This is a genomic window from Pseudorhodobacter antarcticus (assembly GCF_900110135.1).
GTDB lineage: Bacteria > Pseudomonadota > Alphaproteobacteria > Rhodobacterales > Rhodobacteraceae > Pseudorhodobacter > Pseudorhodobacter antarcticus.
The window spans coordinates 121006-142092 of record NZ_FOCO01000003.1; the positions used below are offsets into that span (position 1 = coordinate 121006).

The following is a 21087-nucleotide window of genomic DNA, read 5'->3' on the forward strand; positions in this document are numbered from 1 at the left end:
ACCTGTCCTATATACCGCATATAGCGTGGGGTCAAAAGCTGTCCCCTGCGTTAAGGAGTATTTTTGCTGATTTTTGCGTGAACGGGTCAGGGTTTTGGAACGCCCGCCCCACCAACCCCGGCCAGCGCGGCCTCGGTATCGGCCCATTGCGCTAGGCCGGTTTGCAGCGCGCCCGCCATCCGCGCCCGCCACGCAGGGTCCGTCAACCGCGCCAGATCGCGCGCTGACGATAAAAACCCCAATTCGATCAATAAAGACGGGATATCGGGACTTTTCAGCACCGAAAACCCACCCGATTGGATGGGTCTGCGGTGCATCCGCAACCCTTCGGCCTTGATGCTGGTTTTCAACGCCTCGGCCAAACGGTCCACGCGGGGGGCATTTTCGGTGCGCGCCATGTCCATCAAAACATTGGCGATCAGATCATCTTGTTCGGTCAAATCGACGCCGGCCAGCAAATCATCGCGGTCGTGGCGTTCGGCCAATGTGCGGGTGGCGGCATCGCTTGCTTCATCGGACAGGGTGTAAAGGGTGGCGCCCGACGCGTCCCCTTCGGCCAGCGCATCGGCGTGCAGCGATAACAGCACATGAGCGCCCGCCGCCCGCGCGATGGAAATGCGCGCCTCCAGTGGAACAAACACATCATCATCGCGGGTTAAAATCACCAAGGCATTGCCGCTGCGTTGCAACACCTCTTTGAATTCGCGCGCAAATGTCAGCATCAAATCCGCCTCGCGCAGCCCGTCACGTTCGGCACCCGGGTCAAGGCCGCCGTGGCCGGGGTCCAGCACCACAACCAAAGGGCCAACGCCGCGCGGGGTGATTTTGGGCAAATCGGCGGGTTTGGGCGGCACCCAAGCCTCGGGTTCGGGCTTGGCGGCCAGCAAGGCAAATTCGGCGGCGTCAATCGGGGCCAGCGTCACGTCAATCATGGTGGCGCCGTTTTCGGTGGTCATACCCGCCCCTGCCACGCCGTAAGGCCCGGTCAGTTCCAACACCAAGCGCGACCAGCCCGGTCGAAACACACCCGCGCGCAGGTCCGCAACCCGATCGGCATCGCGCGTCATGTCGATGATTTGTGAAAAATCCACCTCGCGCGTGTCCAAGATCAGGCGCGGCGGGTTGTCCAGCACCCGCACCCGCCACGGCACGGGTTGCGAAATGGCAAGGCGCAAGACCACCCCCCGCCCTTTATCACTAAGGCTGGACGCGCTTGCATCCAACCGGGCGATGGCAGACAGGGTTTGCGCGGGTTGGGTTTGCACAGATTGGCTTTGCCAAAGTTGGGTTTGCCCCGCCACAGGCGCGCCCAGCATAAAGATCACGGCCAAAAAGGCCAAAACTGCCCGCATCACACCTGCCCCCGTTTTTAGGCGCCCTTTATCGCGCAAAGGCGGTAAAAAGTAAATTCACAGCTTGGCGGGTTTGTGCTGATACGTCGCCATAAAGGCTTGCAGCCGCGCAATCCCTTCGACAATTTCCGGCGTGCTGCGGGCATAGGAAAACCGCAAGGTTTGCCCGCCGCGAATGGGGTCAAAATCCAGCCCCGGTGTGACGGCCACGCCCGCTTGGTCCAAAATCTGCGCGCAAAACGACAGGCTGTCACCCGTTAAATCCGCCACATCGGCATAGATGTAGAATGCCCCATCGGGGGGGGCGATTTTGGTGAAACCTGCCGCTGCCAATCCGTCCAGCATCAACTGGCGGTTGGTGGCGTAAACGGTGCGGTTCGCCTCCAATGCATCAATACAGTCCAGTGCCGCAAGCGCCGCGATTTGGCTGGCATGGGGCGGGCAAATGAACATGTTCTGCGCCAGCCGTTCAATCGCGCGCACATGATCTGCGGGCACCACCATCCACCCCACGCGCCAACCTGTCATGCTGAAATATTTGGAAAATGAATTGATCACATAGGCCTGATCGCTGATTTCCAGCGCCGATGTCGCGCGCTCATTGTAATGCAGCCCGTGGTAAATCTCATCCGAGACAAAGGCGATGCCCCGCGCGGCGCAATGGTCCATCAGCGCCTTTAACGCGTCATGCGACAACATGGTGCCGGACGGATTGCCGGGGCTGGCCACGATCAACCCCGCTATATCCACGCCTGCCAAATCCGCCGGGGTAGGCTGCAAACGATTGGCGGCACTGGTGGGGATGCCCACGGGGGTCAACGACAACGCGCGCAGAATTTGGCGATAGGAGGGATAGCCGGGTTCGCCCAACCCCACACGGTCGCCCGCCTCAAACAGCGCGGTGAACGCCAGCAAAAACGCGGCGGAGGAGCCGGAGGTGACGATCACCCGCGCCGGGTCAAGATCCACCCCGTACCAACGCTGGTAAAGCGCGGCGATGCCTGCCCGCAATTCCGGCAACCCAAGTGCCACGGTATACCCCAGCGCGCCCTGCCCCATCGCAACCGCCACCGCATCGCAGGCGGCTTGTGGTGCCCCGGTGCCGGGCTGGCCCACCTCCATATGAATGATGCTGCGCCCTGCCGCTTCATGCGCGCGCGCCGCCTCCATCACATCCATCACGATGAACGGATCGACATTGCCTCGGTGTGATGTGCGCATGATTGGCCCTTTGGTTTGACTGGTCACGGGCATTTTGGTTGCCCTGCCCCCCTGCAATCGGGCATGAGGGGGAAAAGGTCAACAATCAGCCCGCACCTGCGGGATGTGAAAACGGAGCAGAACATGAAAAAACTGATCGCCACCACCGCCCTTGCCTTGGCACTGGCCACGCCCGCGCTGGCGCAAAGCACAATGACAGACGCCGCGCGCACCGATTTTCGCACCGAGGTCCGCGCCTATCTGATGGAAAACCCCGAGGTGCTGATGGAGGCAATTGCGGTGCTGGAAGATCGGCGCAATTCCGATGCGGTCGCAGGCGATCTGGAAATGCTGCGCGTCAACGCGGATGAGATTTTCAACGACCCTGCAAGCTGGGTTGGTGGCAACCCCGACGGCGACATCACTTTGGTCGAATTCATGGATTACCGCTGTGGATATTGCAAAAAAGCGTTTGAGGAAGTGTCGGAACTGATCAAATCCGATGGCAATATCCGCTTTGTTGTCAAAGAGTTCCCGATTTTGGGCGAACAATCCGAAATGGCATCCCGCTTTGCCGTGGCGACCTTGCAAGTCGCGGGTGCCGATGCTTATGAGGCGGTGCATGACGCGTTGATGGTGATGCGCGCAGAGGTGAGTGTGGAAACGCTGACCGCCCTTGGCAATGATGCCGGGCTGGCCGATGTGGCCGCCGTGGTGGCACGGATGAACGCGCCCGAGGTAACAGCCGTGATCGAGGCGAACCGCGCGCTGGCCACCCGGATGGACATCAACGGCACCCCGACCTTTGTGATCGACCAGACATTGGTGCGCGGTTATGTGCCATTGGACGGGATGCGGCAGATTGTGGAAGGCCAGCGCAAAGGCTGATGTTGGCGGCCAGCGCCGGGGGGCTTTACGGTCCCCCCGCGTTGGTTGGTTTTTGACCTAAGGGCACACAAACCGCCGCCACAGTTAGGTATTTTTACCAAGATGAATTGGTGGCGTATGCTTACGCGGTGTTCGCTGCTGCCTCAGCCTCCGCTGCGGCGGCCTCAAGTTCGGCGGCTTTGCGTTCGACCTGTTCAACAATATGCTCGATCATCGCGTCATTGCCCAACTTATGGCTTTGCTTGCCCGCCAAATACACCATGCCAGACCCCGCACCGCCGCCGGTAAAGCCGATGTCAGTCATCAACGCCTCACCCGGGCCATTCACCACACAGCCGATAATCGACAGGCTGAGCGATGTGGTGATATGCGCCAAACGGTTTTCCAATTCGGAAACGGTTTTGATCACGTCAAACCCTTGGCGCGCACAAGACGGGCAGGAAATGATGGTGATGCCGCGGTGGCGCAGGCCCAGCGATTTCAGGATTTCAAAACCAACCTTCACCTCCTCCACCGGGTCGGCGGACAGCGACACACGGATGGTGTCACCGATACCGGACCAAAGCAAGTTGCCAAGGCCGATCGCAGATTTCACGGTGCCCGATTGCAGGCCCCCCGCCTCGGTAATCCCCAGATGAATGGGGGCATCAGTGGCATCGGCGAGTTGCTGGTACGCGGCGGCGGCCATGAACACATCGGACGCTTTGACGCTGATCTTGAAGTTGTGAAAATCATTGTCTTGCAGGATTTTGATATGGTCCAACCCGGATTCGACCATCGCATCCGGGCAAGGTTCGCCGTATTTTTCCAGCAAGTGGCTTTCCAGCGACCCGGCATTGACGCCAATGCGGATGGAACAGCCGTAATCCTTGGCTGCTTTTATCACCTCACGCACCCGTTCGGCGCTGCCGATATTGCCGGGGTTGATGCGCAAACAGGCCGCCCCCGCCTCCGCCGCTTCAATCGCGCGTTTGTAGTGGAAATGGATATCCGCGACGATGGGCACCGGGCTTTCGCGGCAAATTTCGCGCAAGGCCAACGCGCTTTCGCGGTCGGGCGCAGACACGCGCACAATATCGGCCCCCGCCACCGCGCAGCGCTGGATTTGTTCAATCGTCGCTTTGATATCGGTGGTCAGCGTGTTGGTCATGGTTTGCACCGAAATCGGCGCATCGCCGCCCACGGCCACTTTGCCCACCATGATCTGGCGCGATTTGCGGCGCGCAATATTGCGCCACGGACGGATGGGATTATGGGTCATAGCACACTCACGCCAAAGGAAAACGATTGCCCTATAGCTAGGACGGATGCACCAAAAGGGCAACCGCCCCGTTGGTCGCATCCCGCAAATTCGGCGTTACAGCGAGGGGCTGGACGGGCAAAGCACCAGCGCGTTATCCGCATCGGCCACGGCCACGGATTGCCCAGTTTCAACCGAAGGGAACCCCGTTTGCACAGCGTCCGCCGTCAGCACCACACCCTTGACCACCTGCGCGCCGGGCGCAGAAGGGCCAAAGGTTTTGCCATTCACGGTGAAATACACCGACCCTGAATTGCCGGCGCGCAGCACTGGCGCATCCTCCATCAGGGGCACCGAATAGCGTTCGCAGGCGTCCAGCACCTTTTCAAACAACACCGTACCATCCGCAGACGACACCCGCACCCAAGAGGGGCGCACGGCCAAAAGTTCAACGGTGTTGGGGTCAGCCGCCATAACCTGCACAGCGCTATCGGCTGCAACAGCCGCATCAGCCACGGCAACTTGCATCTGCGGCAACCGCTGCGGATTGATGGATGCAATGGGACCATCGCGCGCGGTCAGCACAGGCACATCCAACGCTTGGGGGCGATACAGGCGATCAGACCCCACAGGCGCTTGCGTGTTCGCCGCAATGGATAGGGGCGCTGCCGGGGTGATTTCCGCCACGTCGGGCGCGGACCGCACCAGAGGGGCCACAGCCTGCACATTGCCCAACGGATCAATTTCGGCCACAACCAGCGGCGCTTGATCGACGGGGGCCAGTTGCACGCGCTGCACCTCTTGCAACACCGACCAGCCGCCATAGCCCAAACCACCAATCAGCCCCAGCAGCACCAAAAGTGAGCCGACGGCCCCCGGTTCCACACGCGACAACATGGTTTCTGTGCGCGGCACAAAGCTGGCGTTTGGGTTGGCCAGCGGGTCGCCAAAATCTTGCACACGGCTGCGCGCTTGGGTAATACGGGCCGGGGATGCGGCGGCGGACATGCCATGCGCCAGCGTAAAATTCGCTTCACGGCAGAACTTGGCATAGGCCACATCTGGGTCCATACCCAGATAGCGCGCGTAAGACCGCACATACCCCGCGACAAACCCTTGGGTTTCAAACGCGGAAATATCACAATTTTCAATGGCGGCGATGTAGGTGGCCTTCACTTTCAACTCGCGTTGAACATCCAGCAATGACTTGCCCAAGGTCGCGCGTTCCCCGCGCATCAAGTCGCCTAGGCGCAAATCGAAATCGTCAAACCCTTTGGGCTTGTCGCTTTCCTGCGTCGAAGGTACTGTCCTCCGGCCGATCATACATTAAGCCCCGTTCGCTGCCCCAAAAAATACCCGAGTCGGTTTTTCCCCACTCAGAGCCCGTCTATTGTGGATAAGGTAGCATAATACAACCAACTTTGCATACGCAGAATTGATTAGGCCGACATCTCGGCACGATTCAGCGCACATTGCTGCCAAAGCGTGTCCATTGCCCGCACCAACATGTCGATTTGCGACGGATCGTGAACAGGTGACGGGGTAAATCGCAGCCGTTCGGTGCCGCGCGGCACGGTTGGAAAGTTGATCGGCTGCACATAAATGCCGAACCTGTCCAGCAAAAGGTCCGACAACGCCTTGCAATGTACCGGATTTCCAACATGCACGGGCACGATGTGGCTGCCATGATCAATCAGCGGCAGACCGATGGATTTCAAACGATCCTTCAGGATGCGCGCGTGCAACTGCTGGGCATCGCGCAAATGCTGCGCGGTTTTCAAATACCGCACCGATGCCGCAGCCCCCGCCGCGACCGCAGGCGGCATGGACGATGTAAAGATGAACCCCGGCGCATAAGACCGCACCGCGTCACACATCTTGGCCGATGCCGCGATATACCCGCCCGCCACGCCGTAAGCCTTGGCCAGCGTGCCGTTGATGATGTCCAAACGATGCATCACGCCGTCCCGTTCCGCCACCCCTGCCCCGCGCGGGCCGTACATGCCAACGGCATGCACCTCATCAATATAGGTCAGCGCGCCAAATTCATCGGCCAAATCGCAAATCGCAGCGATGGGGCCAAAATCACCGTCCATCGAATAGATGGATTCGAACGCGATCAGCTTGGGCACGGCAGGATCATCGGCGGCGAGCAGTTCACGCAAATGCGCCACGTCATTGTGACGAAACACCCGCTTGGCCCCGCCATTGCGCCGCACACCTTCGATCATCGACGCGTGGTTCAACGCATCGGAATAAATGATCAGACCGGGAAACAGCTTTGGCAGCGTCGACAGCGTGGCGTCATTGGCATTATAGGCTGATGTGAACACCAGCGCCGCCTCCGTGCCGTGCAAATCCGCCAGCTCCGCCTCCAACCGATTGTGATAAACGGTGGTGCCCGAAATGTTGCGCGTGCCGCCAGACCCGGCACCTGTGGCCGCCAACGCCTCGGTCATCGCGGCCAAAACTACCGGATGCTGGCCCATGCCCAGATAATCATTGCCGCACCACACCGTGATGTCACGCTGCGTGCCATCGGGCTTGCGCCACACGGCGGCAGGATAAGCGCCTTTTTGACGTTCAATATCAATGAACGTCCGATAGCGCCCTTCGTCATGCAAACGGTTCAGGGCAACATCAAGGGCAGCGTCATAGTTCATAAATCTCTCCAAGCGTCCCACCGCAGATATAGGTGGGTTTGGGCCAATTCACAACAGAATCGGTTTTGTAGCTTTGATATGCATCAAATGATATATCTGACAGGGGGCAATTTGCCGCCCCTTTGTCGCCTTAGCCCGGATCAACGACCGCCACGGCGCAATCTGTGGCACCTTTATCGGCGCAGGCCTGCACTGCCGCCTCTGGTGCTTGCGCGCCAAACCCAAGGCCAAAAAAGCCGGTTTGCGCCGAAATCGCCATCGCGCGCGGGCCTTTTTGCTTTTTGTAATCCCCGGTCAGCACCAAAGTGCCCTCCAGCGACAGTTGGAAATCGCGCGCCGCCCATTTTTTGGGGCGCACAAGCCCTGCCAGCACACACTCCGCCCCGCCTTTGCGCGCGGCGTTACAGCCAGCCAGCGCTGCGGCCGCAGCCGCCTCGGCGCTGTGATGGTTGGCGACCAAAACGGTCGCCTCCGATGTCAGCAACTCCTCCTCTGGGGCGACGGCCACGGCGGCGTAATAGGCGTAATCCTTGACCACAGATTCAAGCAAGGCCGCATTATCCGCCAACAATCCCGGCACGGGCAGCATTTCCACCGATGCGCCTTTGGGGGAAAACAGATTTTTGCTGGCCACCTCATAGCTGATGGGCTCGGCACCCGCCGCTGTCGCCATCCCACACAGCAGCAGCGCCGCCATCAAACCCTTGTTCTGCATTTTGATACCCACACTTGACCCGATTTGCCCCAATTTAACCCGTTCCGCCTGCCTTCACCAGCCACCCTAGACAGGGCGCGCGGGGCTGATACGCTGGCACCCATCACAATCCGGAGAGTTTTGATGTCCCTAGACGCCGTCCTTGCCCGAATCGACACCGACCTGCCCCATGCGCTGGACCGTTTGTTGGACCTGCTGCGCATCCCATCCATTTCCACCGACCCCGCGTTCAAAGGCGATTGCGACCGCGCCGCCGATTGGCTGGTGGCGGATTTGAAAACCCTTGGCTTTGATGCCTCCAAGCGCGAAACCCCCGGCCACCCGATGGTGGTGGCGCATTACGGCACGGATTTGCCGGGGCCACATTTGCTGTTTTATGGCCATTATGACGTGCAACCCGTTGACCCGCTGAATTTGTGGGACCGCTACCCGTTCGATCCGCAGATCGAGGAAACGCCCGCAGGCCGCGTCATTCGCGGGCGCGGTTCGTCCGACGACAAAGGCCAGTTGATGACCTTCCTAGAGGCGTTGCGCGCCTACCGCGCAGAACATGGCCGCCTGCCCTGCCGCCTGACGATTTTCTTGGAGGGGGAGGAGGAAAGCGGTTCGCCGTCCCTGATCCCCTTTATGCAAGACAACGCCGACGAATTGCGCGCCGATGTCGCCCTGATTTGTGACACCGGGTTGTTCGAGTCCAAAACCCCCGCCATCGTCACCATGCTGCGCGGGCTGTTGGGCGAAGAAATCACCATTCATGGCCCGAACAAAGACCTTCATTCCGGCATGTATGGCGGGTTGGCAATGAACCCCATCCGCGTTTTGTCGCGCATCATTGCAGGCCTGCATGATGATACGGGCCGCATCACCGTGCCGGGGTTTTATGACCAGGTTCCCGAACTGTCGGACGATATGCGCGCGCAGTGGCAGGGATTGGCGTTTGATCACGCGCGCTTCCTTGGCGATGTGGGCCTGTCCGTGCCCGCAGGTGAGGCGGACCGCACACCGCTGGAAATGATCTGGTCGCGCCCCACCTGTGAGGTAAACGGGATTTGGGGCGGTTATGCAGGCGACGGTTTCAAAACCGTGCTGCCCGCCATGGCCCATGCCAAAATCAGCTTTCGCCTTGTGGGCACCCAAGACCCCTTTGCCATCCGTGAGGCGTTTCGCGCTTATGTCACGGCGCAACTGCCCGTCGATTGCCGCGTTGATTTCAAAGGCCATGGCAACAGCCCCGCTGGCCAAATGTCTGTCGCGAACAAAGCGTTTGAGCCCGCCCGCGCGGCATTGACCGAAGAATGGGGGATTGCGGCGGCCTATGTTGGCTGCGGCGGCTCCATCCCGATTGCCGGATATTTCAAGACCTATCTGGATATGGACGCCATGCTGATTGGATTTGGTAAGGATGACGACCAAATTCATTCGCCGAATGAAAAATACGATGTGCAAAGTTTTCACAAAGGTATTCGGTCTTGGGCGCGGATATTGGAACGGCTTGCGGTTTGAGGCGTTTGGTTTTTGGACGACCGCCGGGGGTTTCACACCCCCGGACCCCCGTGAGGTATTTTTACCAAGACGAATGAGGGCGCGATGAATGTTGAGATTAGAGATATTTCTGGCGGCGACGAGGCGGCGTGGCGCGGGCTGTGGGGGCAGTATTTGGCGTTTTATGGCGTGACTTTGCCGCCTGCGGTGACGAACCAAACTTGGGGCCGCATTGTGGATGGCAGCACCGAACTGCGCGGCCGCTTGGCGGTGTTGGATGGGGAAGCAGTTGGGTTTGCGCTGCATCATTCACATTTATCAACTTGGGCGTCGAGTTTTGACTGCTACCTAGAGGATTTGTTTGTGACTGACGCCGCGCGCGGTTTTGGGATTGGCCGCGCCTTGATCGACGATTTGATAACGCATTGTCGCAGCACCGGGTATTCGCGGCTGTATTGGCACACCGACACCGGCAACGCGCGGGCGCGCAAATTATACGACAGCTACCCCCCCGACGATGGGCATGTGAGGTACCGTATCAAGATTTAAGGTATTGGGTGAAAATGGCGCGGTTGACGGGGCTCGAACCCGCGACCCCCGGCGTGACAGGCCGGTACTCTAACCAACTGAGCTACAACCGCGCATTTTCAATCACGTTCGGGCGGGCGGATGGCTGGCGCGGTTGACGGGGCTCGAACCCGCGACCCCCGGCGTGACAGGCCGGTACTCTAACCAACTGAGCTACAACCGCGTATGCCATCCGGGCCCGCCCGAACGTCAGGGGGTATTACGGCGCGGGGGGAACGGCGTCAAGCGGCCAAAACGGTTTTTTCACCGATCAGGCGCGGGAATAAATTCGGCGTCATCACCGGGGGGCAACCGAAAGCGGCCATGCGCCCAATCGCCTGCGCGCCACGCCTCTTTGGCGGCATCAATCTTGTCCCGGCTGGAGGCGACAAAGTTCCACCACAGATGGCGCGGCCCGTTCATTGTGGCCCCCCCCAGCAGCATCAAACGCGCGCCTTGATCGCCTGCCTTTAACGATACGCTGTCACCGGGGCGAAACACCAGCATTTGACCTGTAGTGTAAGTTTGGCCTGCCTGTTCCACGCCGCCTTGCAGCACATAGGCGCCGCGATCCTCATGGTTATCGGGCAAGGGAATCGCGGCCCCTGCTTGCAATATCACATCGGCGTAAAACACCTCCGACAGCATCGGGATGGGCGCGCGCGCGCCCCATGCGTCACCAAGGATCAGCCGCACCTCTTTGCCCTCGCCTTCCAAAACCGGCAAATCGGCTTTGGGGGAATGAACGAAATCTGCCGACGCCTCCTCCTGCGCGTCTGGCAGGGCCAACCAGGTTTGCAGCCCAAACAACGGCCCCGGTGCGCCCGGCCCATCCATCCGTTCGGAATGGGTGATGCCATTGCCCGCCAACATCCAGTTCACAGCACCCGGTTCAATCCATTGATCGGTGCCCAGACTGTCGCGGTGGTGGATGCGGCCCTGCATCAGATACGTCACCGTCCCAAGACCAATATGCGGATGCGGGCGCACATCCACACCTTTGCCGGTCAAAAACTCCACCGGGCCGAATTGATCAAAAAAGATGAACGGCCCCACCATTTGGCGCTTGTTGGACGGCAAGGCGCGGCGCACCTCGAACCCGCCCAAATCGCGCGCACGCGGGATGATCACGGTTTCAATCGCATCAACCGCATCGCCAACCGGGATATCGGGGTCAAGGGCGGGGTTCCAACTCATCTTATGCCTCCTATTGCGGGTTGGTGACACCCTAACGCAGCAGGGGTGTTCATAAAACCGCAACCCCTGCACGGGCGCTGTGCGAATATGCAAAGAGAGGGGGATGGTGGGTAATGACGGGCTCGAACCGCCGACATCTTCGGTGTAAACGAAGCGCTCTACCAACTGAGCTAATCACCCATCTGCGCGCTGGATAGCCCAAGGGTTTGCGCCACGCAAGGGGGGGCGTGTGATTTTTCGCAGCCGCCATCTACGCGCCCCCTTGGCCAATTGCAAATCCCCGCAATCCCATGCAACTTTGCGCCAGATGACAAAGGGGAACGACATGATCATTGGCCATATCGGCGTGCGCAAAGGGTCCAAAGGGGTGCCGGGCAAGAATTTTCGCCCCATTTGTGGCAAACCCCTGATGGATTGGTCGCTGGACCAGTTGTTCGCAGAACCGCGCGTGGATGCGGTCGTGGTGTCCACCGATGATGAGGCGATGTATGCCCATGCGGTGGCGCGCGGTGCTTTAGATATTGGCCTGCGCCCCGCCCATTTGGCCACCGACACGGCGGGCAAATTCCACGTCTGGCAACATGCGCTGGAGGTGACAGAGGCGATCACAGGCCCCGCGACCGCCTTTCTGGACCTTGATTGCACATCGCCGTTGCGCTTGCCCAGTGACATCACGGCGGCGCTTGATTTGTTCGCAACCGCGCGCCCCGATATGGTGATGTCGTGCTGCGATGCGCGCAAAAACCCTTATTTCAACCTTGTGGAACCCGATGCCACGGGCGCGCTGCAAGTGTCCAAACCCCTGCCCGGCCGCGTGTTGGCCCGCCAACAGGCTCCCGTGGTGTACGAACATGTCGGCGTGGTTTATGTCGTCGCCCCCGATTATCTGCGCCGCGCCGAAGGGCTTTATGATGGCCGCGTCATCCCTTACGTTTTATCGGCTGAACGCTGCCACGACATCGACAGCCCATTTGATTGGCGCATTGTCGAATTTTTGCTGCAACAGCAAATTGACGCAGGGCTTAAGCCAGCAGCGTAGAAATCCCCGCCAAGGTGCGCTGGGTCGCCCCGGCATGGGCGGCAAAAAACGCCTCAATCTGGGCGGGGGTCGGGTCATTGCGGGCGATCAGTGCTGCGGCGAGGGCCGCGGCATCTGGCACAGATTGCGCCACACCCGCCGCGCGTGCCTCTTCAAACGGATACTCGATGGTAAAGGTTTCCGGCCCCACCAAAACGGGTTTTTTTAACGCCAACGGCTCAATAATATTATGCGCGCCTTTGGGGTTAAACCCGCCGCCCACCACCACGCGGGTGGCCATGGCGAGGTAGAAATACATCTCGCCCAGACTGTCGCCAAAGAAAACGTCGATGTCATCGGGCAAATCACCCGCTAAATCCGGCCCCAAAACCGCACTGCGCCGCGCCACCCGCAGCCCCGCCGCCGACAGGTCCGCCGCCACCGCATCAAACCGTTCCGGGCGGCGCGGAACATAGACAAACAACGTGTCGCGCGCGGCCTGCACCGCCTTTATGGCCGCGATATATCCCGCATCTTCTCCCTCAATCGCAGAGGCGATGACGACCACATCGCGCAAGGGCGCCACGCGCACACCCGCCGCCACCAAATGCGCAGGAATGGGCTGGTCAAACCGCAATTCCCCTGTAATTTCAATATTTTGCACGCCGACAGTGCCAAACCGCTGCGCCTGCATCTCGGATTTGACCAAAGCCCCGGCAAACCCCCGCATCACCTGCGCGCGCAGCCCCGTTTGCCCATCGCGGGCATAGGATTTGCTGGGATATTGCGCGTTGCACATGAACAAGGGCACACCGCGCGCGCGGGCCGCCATAATCATGCCCGGCCAAATCTCCACCTCCATCACCAACCCGTATTGGGGGCGAAAACTGCGGAAAAATCCCACAAACCAAAGGCCCATATCAAACGGCACCCAGACCACCCGCACCCGCCCCGCCGCAATTTGCGCTGCATAAACGTGCAAGGATGAGCGCCGCCCCGCCGGGGTGAAATGGGTCACAACCACTCGTTCGCCGCGCGCCAGCAGCGCATCAATCAAGGGCACTGCCGACCGAAACTCCCCCAATGACACCGCATGCACCCACACGGCCCCCGGCATCGGCGCGCCATAAATCCCAAATCGTTCCGCAATATGGCCCCGGTAATCGGCATCCTTGCGACCGCGCCGCCACAAATACAGCAGCACAAACGGCAACCCCACACCCCACAAAACTGCATAGGCCCACAGCGCAATCCGCAACCGCCAACCCGGAAATCCCGTCACCGCCGCAGCCCCAACACTTGCGCCGCCAGCGCGTCCAACGGGGCCGCGCGCCGCACCAGCGATTGGCCGCGCAACCCCATCTGCGCCAAATCGGGGTCGGTCAATGCCGCCACCAATTGACTTGCATCCAACACTTGCCGTGCCGCTTGGCCTGCCTGCAACTGCGCATAATCATGGGTAAAATTTGCCACTTTTGGCCCGTGCAACACCGCACATCCCAAACATGCCGCCTCCCACGGGTTATGCCCTTCAACCGCGCTGAAACTGCCGCCAATCAAGGCGGCGCGCGCGCAGCGATACCACAGTCCCAATTCGCCAAAACTATCCGCGACATAGACGGGCTGCCCCGCTAGCACATCGCCCGCACGCCGATGCGCCGCAGGTACGGCCAAGGCCAAATCACGCGCCGGATCGCGCGGGGCCAGCACCAGCAACCAACGCGGATCGGCGGCAAAAAGCGCCGCTTGCGCCGCCAACGCCACCGCCTCATCCTGCGGGTGGGTCGATGCGGCCACCCACACCATCCGCCTCGCAAACTGTGCTTGCACTGCGGCCCATGCATCCGGGTCCGCGCTTAAAGGCGGCGCTGCCGCTTTCATCGACGCCATAACGCCCACGCCCACCGCCCCCAGCGCCGAAAGATTGGCCGCACTGCGCGTATCCTGCGCCAAAATCAGTTGAAACCGCGTCAAAAGATCGGCGTATAACGGCCTGATAATCTTGCGTTTTCCCAATGACGCACCCGAAATCCGCGCATTCAAATAGGCCAGTGGAATCCGCCGCCTGTTCGCCTCATACACCGCCACGGGCCAAATCTCTTGGTCCGACCACACCGACAAATCGGGGCGCCAATGGTCCAAAAACCGCGCCACAAACCGCGGCGCATCCAGCGGCAAATATTGGTGCTGCGTGCGCGCGGGCAAGTTGCGCGCCAGCACTTCCGCCGATGACCGCGCCGACGATGTGATCAGAAAATGCGCCGCAGGGTCGGCGCGGCCCATCGCCTCAATCATCCCGCGCAGGGCCATCACCTCGCCCAAACCGACCCCGTGCAGCCACACCAACGGCCCCGCAGGGCGCGCCTGCCCCGCCTGCCCCAGCTTTTCGCGCCAGCGCACCCCATCCTCGCGCCCGCGCGCAAGACGGCGTTGCAAATGCCAAGGGGCCACCCGCCCCAACACCCGCGCCGCCGCGCGGTACAGTTGCAAAACCACCCCCGGCGCGCGCGCTTCAGCCATGATCGTGAAACGCCTTTTGCAACCCGCGCGCCCAAAACGCCGGATCGTTCAGCACATCCGCAAACCGCGCGGCCGCCGCACCCGACCCAAACCCCTCATCACGGGCATAGGGTTTGCCCCATTCGCCGTCCAAAAACCGCGCAATCGCCGCCCCGTCCCCCGCATCGGCAACCGAAATCGACACCGCATCGGCCCGGTTGTGCTGCCGCGTGCCAATGTCCAGCGATGCCACCCCCAAAAACGGCGCCTCACGCACCCCCGCGCTTGAATTGCCCACCATGCAGGCCGCGTTTTTCATCAATTCCGAAAAATGCGCAAACCGCATCGACGGAATCAAGCGAAACCGTTCTTTTGGCAGCGCGTTGATAACGCTGAAAATATCCTCAGACCCCGGATCATTGTTTGGGGCAATAATCACAAAATTGCGCCCCGACGCCTCCAGCGCGCCAAATAAATCGCGGGCCTGCGCGCCCATCGTGGCCTGCTCCGATGTTACGGGATGGAACACGCAAATCCCGTAATCCTCAAACGCAATACCGTAGCGCGCGCGCACCTCAGCAATGCTCACCCCACTCGGGGCAGAGTGAAAATCCAACTCGGGTGATCCGATCACATACACCGCAGATGCAGGTTCCCCCAGCGCCATAACCCTGCGCGCCGCCGCGTCAGAGCTGACAAAATGCGCGCTCGCCAGCTTGGTGTTGCAATGCCTGAAAATCTCATCAATCGTGCCGGAAACCTCGCCCCCCTCTACATGGCCGCAGCGAATATAGTTGGTGGCCGCAACCAAAGTGCAGGCCAGCGCCTCCACCCGGTCGCCATGCGTGATAATCAAATCGGGCTTCATTTCCGTGATGAAGTCCGAAAACCCCATGACGGTTTTCGCCAACACCATGTCTTGCGGGTCGCCCGGGCGCTGGTTCAAAAACTCATGCACCCGCACGCCCGCCATGCGCTGCACCTCCAGCTTGGTCAGGCCGTACCGCGCCATCATATGCATGCCGGTCACGAAAAACGACACGTCAAACCCCGCCCCCAACGCCGCACGCGCCAGCGGTTCCAGCTTGCCAAAATCCGCGCGGGTTCCGGTGACAAAAAGCAAACTGCGGGTCATGCGCCCTGCCTTTCAAACATCACAACAGTCCCACCAAGTGCGTTTGCCGATGGACACAACCCGTGCCCCGCCAGTGCCGCATAGACCGCCGCAATCTGATCATCCGCCAGCCGGTCTGGGTGCAATTCAATCACCGCCGCGCGCAGGCCGCTGGCATCCAACGCCGGGATCAACTCCGCCTCGCCGCCTTCAATATCGCAAATCAGAACGTCTGGCTTAAACTCTGCCATCCCGTCAGAAATCCCGCGCGTCGGCACCGCAATCGCCTCCCCCGCCCCCAAAAGCGAGCTGGAGGCAACAGATGTCGCCAGATAAAAAGCACGGGTTTCACCCGGCGCGGCATGCGGCACCAAAACGGCATGGTGCAATGCCACATTTGCAATGCCATGCGCTGCCAAAAAAATTGCGGTGTCCGGGATTATCTCCGGGTTCGCCGCAAACGATAAAACGCGTCCCGCTGCAGTGGCCGTTTGCGCCGCAAGTGCTGTGATAATCCCAAGCCCCGAGCCAACCTCCAAAACACGGTCGCTCGGTTTTATCGCGTGTCGCAGCCCCAGAATTTCCGGTTCTTCATAAATCCCGCGCGAAATCGCCATCAGCACTTTATCATTCATGCCCGCGCGGTTCATCAGCACGCTTAATCCACGATAGGCGATGCTGGTTTTCAACCCGGACGGTCGCCAGACCGTCACTTTGACCTTGGCCACGGCCCGCCCAATTTCACGGCCAATTTTCCACAGCGGGGGCAATGTCATTGTGCAACTTTCTTTGTGTCGGCCGCGTCTAACCCACCTGGTGCAAGTCCAGCGGTACAGCAAATGTGCCACCCGCAAATTGGAACCGCCTTGGCACCCGTCATAAAGGGTCTGCGGCGGTCTTACAACGCACCTCCCCCATAAAGGGTGCTGGGAGGGGCGACATATCGCCAGTGTCCACCGCCCGGCCAAACCCACGCCGCCACGCCACCGCCGCGCGGTCCTTGCTTTTCTTCAAAATCGGATAGGCGTAAAACTGTGTCATCGCAAAAGGATAGGCCGTATAGATTTGCTCTCGCGCCAGTGTATCTTGGATATGCCCCATCGCCCGGTCACGCCAATCGACCTTATCGCGGGCTGCCAAAACCGCCAGCCGCGCCGCCTCTAACCTTGGCGTTAAGGGCGCGCTGCACCGCAAAGTGGTTTCCAAAAACCCATCCGGCTGCGCAGCCATCCGCGCCAAAAAATCGCTTTTGGTATAAAGTCCCGCAATCTGCATTCCCGCCGCACGCATGGCTTTTGAAAAACCACGCTCACCGCGCCGTATTACCTTGTATTTGTTCGATGTCAGCCGCAATGCGCGCCAAAACGCCACGAACGCCGGATGCGCAAACGTCGCCGCCGGAATCATATAGCAATAGCTTTCCAAGAACCGCTCCGCACCCCGGTCACGCAAAATCGTGCCCGTCAGGTCGGCGCTTGATGCCTCCAACTGCGCCAGCATCCCCTCCTGCGGGACCACGGGAAACCAAATGCTGTCGTTCATCACCAATAGACGATCGGGCGCAATATCCCACGCCATCAGCTGCAAAATCCCATCGCGGTAACCGCCAAAGTCATAGCCAAAATTGGGCCGCACCATGATCCGCCAGCACACAGGCGATAACAGCGCGCGGTCCACCGACGACAGGGGCGCGTTTGACACCAAAAACGGCGCATATCCACGCGCGACCAAATGCGCGCACATCGCCTGCACGCTTAACGCAAGTCCATCGGGCTGGTACACCAAAACCAAGGCCAGCTTTGGCCCCAAACCCACGGCCCCATCTTGCACCGCAAACCCGGCGGTCGCAGCGCCCTTGCGCAAATGACTCCCACAGCGCTTCGGGTATCGCGCGCAGTTGCTGGCCAAACCGGGCCAGTTCGCGGCGGACCTTCCACCACGGCATCACGCCAAATCGCTCCACTTCAACTGGGTGTTGCGGGTCACGCTTCGGGTCAGGCGCTTGCCCACCACAGCGTCAAACTCATACCCTGCAATCTCGCCCGAACCCGGCCTGCGCGCCCAAATATCAGCCTCGGCAATCACATGGCCAGCCGCCAAATCGCGGTCCGCCACCACCGATGCACGCGCGAACCGGTATACGGGTTCTTCGGCCTCGGTGCGCCGTTTGGGGTTATTGGCGGCAATCCAAATCTCACGGCTCCGATCAATTAGATGCCGCAATTCGGACGGGTCCATCGAATTGATGATATCCGGCCCTTTGCGATACCGGCTGTCGGTATAATGCCGCTCCAAAATACTCGCCCCCAACGCGACGCTTGCCAGCGCCATTTCCGGCCCGATCGAATGGTCTGAAAACCCCACAACCGCGCGCGGAAATGCCGCTTTCAAATCGCTCACCCCTTGCAAGGACACAATCTCCGGCGGGCTGGGATACAGGTTGGTACATTCCAGCAGCGCATACTCCACCCCCTCCGCATCGAGTATCGCCACCGACGCCCGCACACTCTCAATCGTCTGCATCCCCGTGGACAGGATCACAGGCTTGCCCTTGCGCGCAATATGCCGGATCAGCGGCAAGTTATCCGCCTCGCCAGACCCGATTTTATAGGCGCACACGTCCAACGTTTCCAAAAAATCCGCCGCCGCGCGCGAAAACGGGGTGGACAGGTAAATCATCCCCAAACTCTCGGTATACTCTTTCAGGCTGCGCTCATCGTCCAAGGACAGCGCACAGGCCTCCATCACATGCCAGATCGAAACATCGGCATTGGGCGGAAAAATCTGTTTCGCCTCCTCCGTCATCTCATCTTCAATGATATGCGTCTGGTGCTTGATACACTCGCAGCCCGATAACGCTGCCAGCCGCACCATCTCGCGCGCCACATCCAAGCTGCCGCCGTGGTTGATGCCGATTTCCGCAATCACCAAAGGCGGGTGGCCGGGGCCAATCTCGCGGTTACCAATTTTCATCTCAATTCCCTTCAACTGGCCGCAGCCCATCCCGAAACCGCCGCATATTCGCGCGGTAACTTGCCGCCGATGCCAAAAGCCCCGCCTGCGCCGCCGCATCCAAAACCCGCACCACCCGCCCCGGCGCGCCCATCACCAAACTGCCATCGGGAATGTCCTTGCCTTCCGCAATCAACGCGCCCGCACCGATCAAACAGCCTCGGCCAATGCGCGCGCCGTTCAGCACGGTCGCCCCCATGCCAATCAAGCTGCCTTCGCCAATCACGCAGCCATGCAGCATCGCGCGGTGCCCAATCGTGCAGTTTTCGCCAATCACCAGCGGGAACCCCATATCGGTGTGCAACACGCAGTTTTCCTGAACATTGCTGCCCGCGCCCACCCGGATTTCCTCATTATCACCGCGCAAGGTGGCCCCAAACCAAACGCTCGCCCCCGCCTCCAAAACCACACGGCCAATCAGGTTGGCATCGGGGGCCACCCAACTATCGGCGTCCATATGCGGCAAAATCCCGTCCAAAGCATAGATCATCTGGCCTCAAACTCCTCATTCAAACCGCGCACAAAGCCTGACAGTTGCGGCTGGCGGTCACGGCGCAACCGCTCACCTTCCAAAATACTGCGCAGGCGGGCAAAGGTCTGGTCTAACTCGCGGTTCACCAGCACATAATCATATTCCGCCCAATGGCTTATCTCGGATTGGCTTTTCGCCATGCGTCCTGCGATCACATCGTCGCTGTCTTGCGCGCGTCCCCGCAGCCGGGCTTCCAATTCCGCAATCGACGGTGGCAAAACGAAAATCGACACCACGTCCCGCCCCAAAACCGAATTGCGAATCTGCTGGCCGCCTTGCCAATCAATATCAAACAACGTGTCGCGCCCCTCGCGCATCGCATCCTCTACCGGACCCTTGGGGGAGCCGTAGAAATTGCCAAACACCTCTGCATGTTCCAGCATTTCGCCGCCCGCAATCATGCCTGTGAACTGGTCATGGCTACGGAAATAATATTCCCGCCCGTCCGCCTCGCCCACACGCGGCGCGCGCGTCGTGGCGGATACGGAAAACCGGATGCTCGGGTCCCAGCCCATCAACAACCGCGCCAGCGTCGATTTGCCCGCGCCGGATGGCGACGACAAGATCAACAACAACCCCCGCCGCGTGGTGTTTTGCAAAGGTGTGTCCATCATCATTCCACGTTTTGAACTTGTTCGCGCATTTGGTCTATCACGATTTTCAGGTCAAGCCCAACCCGCGTCAACGCCACCGACTGCGCCTTGGCGCACAGCGTATTCGCCTCGCGCATAAACTCTTGCATCAAAAAGTCCAGCTTACGCCCAACCGGCGCATCAAGCGCTAACACCGCCCGCGCTGCCGCGATATGGGCCCGCAGTCGGTCCAACTCCTCGGTCACATCGGCCTTCACCACCAGCAATGCCAATTCCTGTTCAATCCGGCTTTCGTCAATCTTGTCAGTGGCTTCCAGCAATCTTCTCACATTATCTCTTAACGTGACCGCCGCACCCTCTCGCCGCGCCAACGCTTCATCCGCCGCCACATCGGTCAACGCGGCAATCTGTGCCACTTGTCCCAGCAACACCGCTTGCAACGCCGCCCCTTCGGCCGCGCGCACTGCATCCAGATCGGCCATCAGCGCAGGCACATCCGCCAGCAACGCCGCCAGCAGCGGCCCCACATCATCCTCTGCCACGCTCATTTCCACCACACCGCGCAGCGCCAGCACATCCGCTTGGCTTGCCTGCGCCAAGGTCACCCCCGTGGCCATCGCTTCGGCCTCCACCTCGGCCAGCATCACCAATGCCGCGCGCAACGCCGCCTTGTTCACCACCAGCCCCGCATCCCCCGCCGCGCGCGTGATCTTGCAGGCCACACTCACGTTGCCCCGGCTTATTGCCGCCGTGACAGCCGCGCGCACACCCGCCTCCAACCCCGGCACCCAGTCTGGCACCCGCAGCCGCAAATCCAACCCTTTGCCATTCACCGACCGCACATCCCAAACCCAAGAATGCACGCCCAACTGCCCGCGCCGCGTTGCAAATCCGGTCATCGAATGGGTCATCGGCCAAAACCTTCCTTAATTCTGTCAATCCGCGCGCGCGCCGCGTTGTTTACCATTTATACAGTTTACGCACCAAATGCGTTTGGTTTCGTGTAGATTAAGAC

Annotated in this window: 20 protein-coding genes and 3 tRNA genes; 4 read left to right on the forward strand and 19 right to left on the reverse strand. The window is 60.3% G+C overall.

What is annotated here, in order from left to right; translation table 11 throughout:
• Positions 1–86 precede the first annotated feature (86 nt).
• Together BMY36_RS02375 and BMY36_RS02380 are read right to left on the reverse strand one after the other, a co-directional pair.
• Positions 87–1352, reverse strand: a complete 1266-nt coding sequence (locus BMY36_RS02375; protein ID WP_074818386.1) for an N-acetylmuramoyl-L-alanine amidase — start codon at positions 1350–1352, stop codon at positions 87–89.
• Positions 1353–1409: 57 nt separating this feature from the next.
• On the reverse strand, positions 1410–2573 hold the full coding sequence (locus BMY36_RS02380; RefSeq protein ID WP_050520295.1) for a pyridoxal phosphate-dependent aminotransferase: 1164 nt from the start codon (positions 2571–2573) through the stop codon (positions 1410–1412).
• Positions 2574–2696: 123 nt separating this feature from the next.
• Here BMY36_RS02380 and BMY36_RS02385 point away from each other — a divergent pair, with 123 nt between their 5' ends.
• Positions 2697–3440, forward strand: a complete 744-nt coding sequence (locus tag BMY36_RS02385; RefSeq protein ID WP_050520195.1) for a DsbA family protein — start codon at positions 2697–2699, stop codon at positions 3438–3440.
• 121 nt (positions 3441–3561) lie between these two features.
• On the opposite strand, the gene ispG is transcribed toward BMY36_RS02385, so the two are convergent.
• The 4 genes from ispG to BMY36_RS02405 all read right to left on the reverse strand — a co-directional run bounded on the left by ispG (position 3562) and on the right by BMY36_RS02405 (position 8058).
• Positions 3562–4701, reverse strand: coding sequence for a flavodoxin-dependent (E)-4-hydroxy-3-methylbut-2-enyl-diphosphate synthase (gene ispG, locus BMY36_RS02390; RefSeq protein WP_050520194.1), 1140 nt, complete (start codon positions 4699–4701; stop codon positions 3562–3564).
• A gap of 96 nt (positions 4702–4797) precedes the next feature.
• Positions 4798–6003, reverse strand: a complete 1206-nt coding sequence (locus BMY36_RS02395; RefSeq protein ID WP_050520193.1) for a helix-turn-helix domain-containing protein — start codon at positions 6001–6003, stop codon at positions 4798–4800.
• Positions 6004–6119: 116 nt separating this feature from the next.
• Entirely contained in the window at positions 6120–7343 is a 1224-nt protein-coding gene (gene hemA / locus BMY36_RS02400) for a 5-aminolevulinate synthase (RefSeq protein WP_050520192.1), read from the reverse strand.
• 130 nt (positions 7344–7473) lie between these two features.
• Positions 7474–8058: a hypothetical protein gene (locus tag BMY36_RS02405; protein ID WP_050520294.1), complete on the reverse strand. Its 585-nt coding sequence runs from the start codon at positions 8056–8058 to the stop codon at positions 7474–7476.
• Positions 8059–8181: 123 nt separating this feature from the next.
• Between BMY36_RS02405 and BMY36_RS02410 the strand changes: the two genes are divergently transcribed.
• On the forward strand, positions 8182–9561 hold the full coding sequence (locus BMY36_RS02410; RefSeq protein WP_050520191.1) for a M20/M25/M40 family metallo-hydrolase: 1380 nt from the start codon (positions 8182–8184) through the stop codon (positions 9559–9561).
• An 84-nt stretch (positions 9562–9645) separates the two neighbouring features.
• Positions 9646–10089 (forward strand): GNAT family N-acetyltransferase, encoded by a 444-nt coding sequence (locus BMY36_RS02415; protein ID WP_050520190.1) that lies wholly within the window; start codon positions 9646–9648, stop codon positions 10087–10089.
• Between the two features lie 15 nt (positions 10090–10104).
• Here BMY36_RS02415 and BMY36_RS02420 read toward each other — a convergent pair.
• From BMY36_RS02420 to BMY36_RS02435, 4 genes are all read right to left on the reverse strand, one after another.
• Positions 10105–10181: transfer RNA gene (locus BMY36_RS02420), tRNA-Asp, on the reverse strand.
• 33 nt (positions 10182–10214) lie between these two features.
• Positions 10215–10291, reverse strand: a tRNA-Asp gene (locus BMY36_RS02425).
• 80 nt (positions 10292–10371) lie between these two features.
• The gene (locus BMY36_RS02430) at positions 10372–11304 is read right to left on the reverse strand and encodes a pirin family protein (protein ID WP_050520189.1); all 933 of its coding nucleotides are present in this window, start codon (positions 11302–11304) and stop codon (positions 10372–10374) included.
• Between the two features lie 104 nt (positions 11305–11408).
• Positions 11409–11484: transfer RNA gene (locus tag BMY36_RS02435), tRNA-Val, on the reverse strand.
• A gap of 145 nt (positions 11485–11629) precedes the next feature.
• On the opposite strand from BMY36_RS02435, the gene BMY36_RS02440 reads away from it, so the two are divergent.
• The gene (locus tag BMY36_RS02440) at positions 11630–12343 is read left to right on the forward strand and encodes an acylneuraminate cytidylyltransferase family protein (protein WP_050520293.1); all 714 of its coding nucleotides are present in this window, start codon (positions 11630–11632) and stop codon (positions 12341–12343) included.
• Here the strand turns inward: BMY36_RS02440 and BMY36_RS02445 are convergent.
• From BMY36_RS02445 to BMY36_RS02485, 9 genes are all read right to left on the reverse strand, one after another.
• Positions 12327–13604, reverse strand: a complete 1278-nt coding sequence (locus BMY36_RS02445) for a 3-deoxy-D-manno-octulosonic acid transferase (RefSeq protein ID WP_050520188.1) — start codon at positions 13602–13604, stop codon at positions 12327–12329. The genes BMY36_RS02440 and BMY36_RS02445 overlap by 17 nt on opposite strands.
• Positions 13601–14842: a 3-deoxy-D-manno-octulosonic acid transferase gene (locus tag BMY36_RS02450; protein ID WP_050520187.1), complete on the reverse strand. Its 1242-nt coding sequence runs from the start codon at positions 14840–14842 to the stop codon at positions 13601–13603. Before BMY36_RS02450 ends, BMY36_RS02445 begins: the two co-directional genes overlap by 4 nt.
• Positions 14835–15956 (reverse strand): UDP-N-acetylglucosamine 2-epimerase, encoded by a 1122-nt coding sequence (gene neuC, locus BMY36_RS02455; RefSeq protein WP_050520186.1) that lies wholly within the window; start codon positions 15954–15956, stop codon positions 14835–14837. Before neuC ends, BMY36_RS02450 begins: the two co-directional genes overlap by 8 nt.
• A complete protein-coding gene (locus BMY36_RS02460) occupies positions 15953–16711 on the reverse strand; it encodes an FkbM family methyltransferase (protein WP_050520185.1) in 759 nt (252 codons plus the stop codon). Before BMY36_RS02460 ends, neuC begins: the two co-directional genes overlap by 4 nt.
• Before the next feature lie 100 nt (positions 16712–16811).
• A complete protein-coding gene (locus BMY36_RS02465; RefSeq protein WP_050520184.1) occupies positions 16812–17798 on the reverse strand; it encodes a rhamnan synthesis F family protein in 987 nt (328 codons plus the stop codon).
• 81 nt (positions 17799–17879) lie between these two features.
• A complete protein-coding gene (locus tag BMY36_RS02470; protein ID WP_050520183.1) occupies positions 17880–18908 on the reverse strand; it encodes an N-acetylneuraminate synthase family protein in 1029 nt (342 codons plus the stop codon).
• A gap of 1 nt (position 18909) precedes the next feature.
• A complete protein-coding gene (locus BMY36_RS02475; RefSeq protein ID WP_050520182.1) occupies positions 18910–19437 on the reverse strand; it encodes a gamma carbonic anhydrase family protein in 528 nt (175 codons plus the stop codon).
• A complete protein-coding gene (gmk, locus tag BMY36_RS02480) occupies positions 19434–20090 on the reverse strand; it encodes a guanylate kinase (RefSeq protein ID WP_139193910.1) in 657 nt (218 codons plus the stop codon). The genes BMY36_RS02475 and gmk overlap by 4 nt, the downstream gene beginning before the upstream one ends.
• A gap of 2 nt (positions 20091–20092) precedes the next feature.
• Positions 20093–20983: a YicC/YloC family endoribonuclease gene (locus tag BMY36_RS02485; protein WP_050520180.1), complete on the reverse strand. Its 891-nt coding sequence runs from the start codon at positions 20981–20983 to the stop codon at positions 20093–20095.
• Positions 20984–21087: the final 104 nt, after the last annotated feature.

Coding starts and splice junctions, on each gene's coding strand:
- BMY36_RS02375 (WP_074818386.1), bottom strand. CDS start 1,352: ATGCGGGCAGTTTTGGCCTTTTTGGCCGTGATCTTTATGCTGGGCGCG.
- BMY36_RS02380 (WP_050520295.1), bottom strand. CDS start 2,573: ATGCGCACATCACACCGAGGCAATGTCGATCCGTTCATCGTGATGGAT.
- BMY36_RS02385 (WP_050520195.1), top strand. CDS start 2,697: ATGAAAAAACTGATCGCCACCACCGCCCTTGCCTTGGCACTGGCCACG.
- ispG (WP_050520194.1), bottom strand. CDS start 4,701: ATGACCCATAATCCCATCCGTCCGTGGCGCAATATTGCGCGCCGCAAA.
- BMY36_RS02395 (WP_050520193.1), bottom strand. CDS start 6,003: ATGATCGGCCGGAGGACAGTACCTTCGACGCAGGAAAGCGACAAGCCC.
- hemA (WP_050520192.1), bottom strand. CDS start 7,343: ATGAACTATGACGCTGCCCTTGATGTTGCCCTGAACCGTTTGCATGAC.
- BMY36_RS02405 (WP_050520294.1), bottom strand. CDS start 8,058: ATGCAGAACAAGGGTTTGATGGCGGCGCTGCTGCTGTGTGGGATGGCG.
- BMY36_RS02410 (WP_050520191.1), top strand. CDS start 8,182: ATGTCCCTAGACGCCGTCCTTGCCCGAATCGACACCGACCTGCCCCAT.
- BMY36_RS02415 (WP_050520190.1), top strand. CDS start 9,646: ATGAATGTTGAGATTAGAGATATTTCTGGCGGCGACGAGGCGGCGTGG.
- BMY36_RS02430 (WP_050520189.1), bottom strand. CDS start 11,304: ATGAGTTGGAACCCCGCCCTTGACCCCGATATCCCGGTTGGCGATGCG.
- BMY36_RS02440 (WP_050520293.1), top strand. CDS start 11,630: ATGATCATTGGCCATATCGGCGTGCGCAAAGGGTCCAAAGGGGTGCCG.
- BMY36_RS02450 (WP_050520187.1), bottom strand. CDS start 14,842: ATGGCTGAAGCGCGCGCGCCGGGGGTGGTTTTGCAACTGTACCGCGCG.
- neuC (WP_050520186.1), bottom strand. CDS start 15,956: ATGACCCGCAGTTTGCTTTTTGTCACCGGAACCCGCGCGGATTTTGGC.
- BMY36_RS02460 (WP_050520185.1), bottom strand. CDS start 16,711: ATGACATTGCCCCCGCTGTGGAAAATTGGCCGTGAAATTGGGCGGGCC.
- BMY36_RS02470 (WP_050520183.1), bottom strand. CDS start 18,908: ATGAAAATTGGTAACCGCGAGATTGGCCCCGGCCACCCGCCTTTGGTG.
- BMY36_RS02475 (WP_050520182.1), bottom strand. CDS start 19,437: ATGATCTATGCTTTGGACGGGATTTTGCCGCATATGGACGCCGATAGT.
- gmk (WP_139193910.1), bottom strand. CDS start 20,090: ATGGACACACCTTTGCAAAACACCACGCGGCGGGGGTTGTTGTTGATC.
- BMY36_RS02485 (WP_050520180.1), bottom strand. CDS start 20,983: ATGACCCATTCGATGACCGGATTTGCAACGCGGCGCGGGCAGTTGGGC.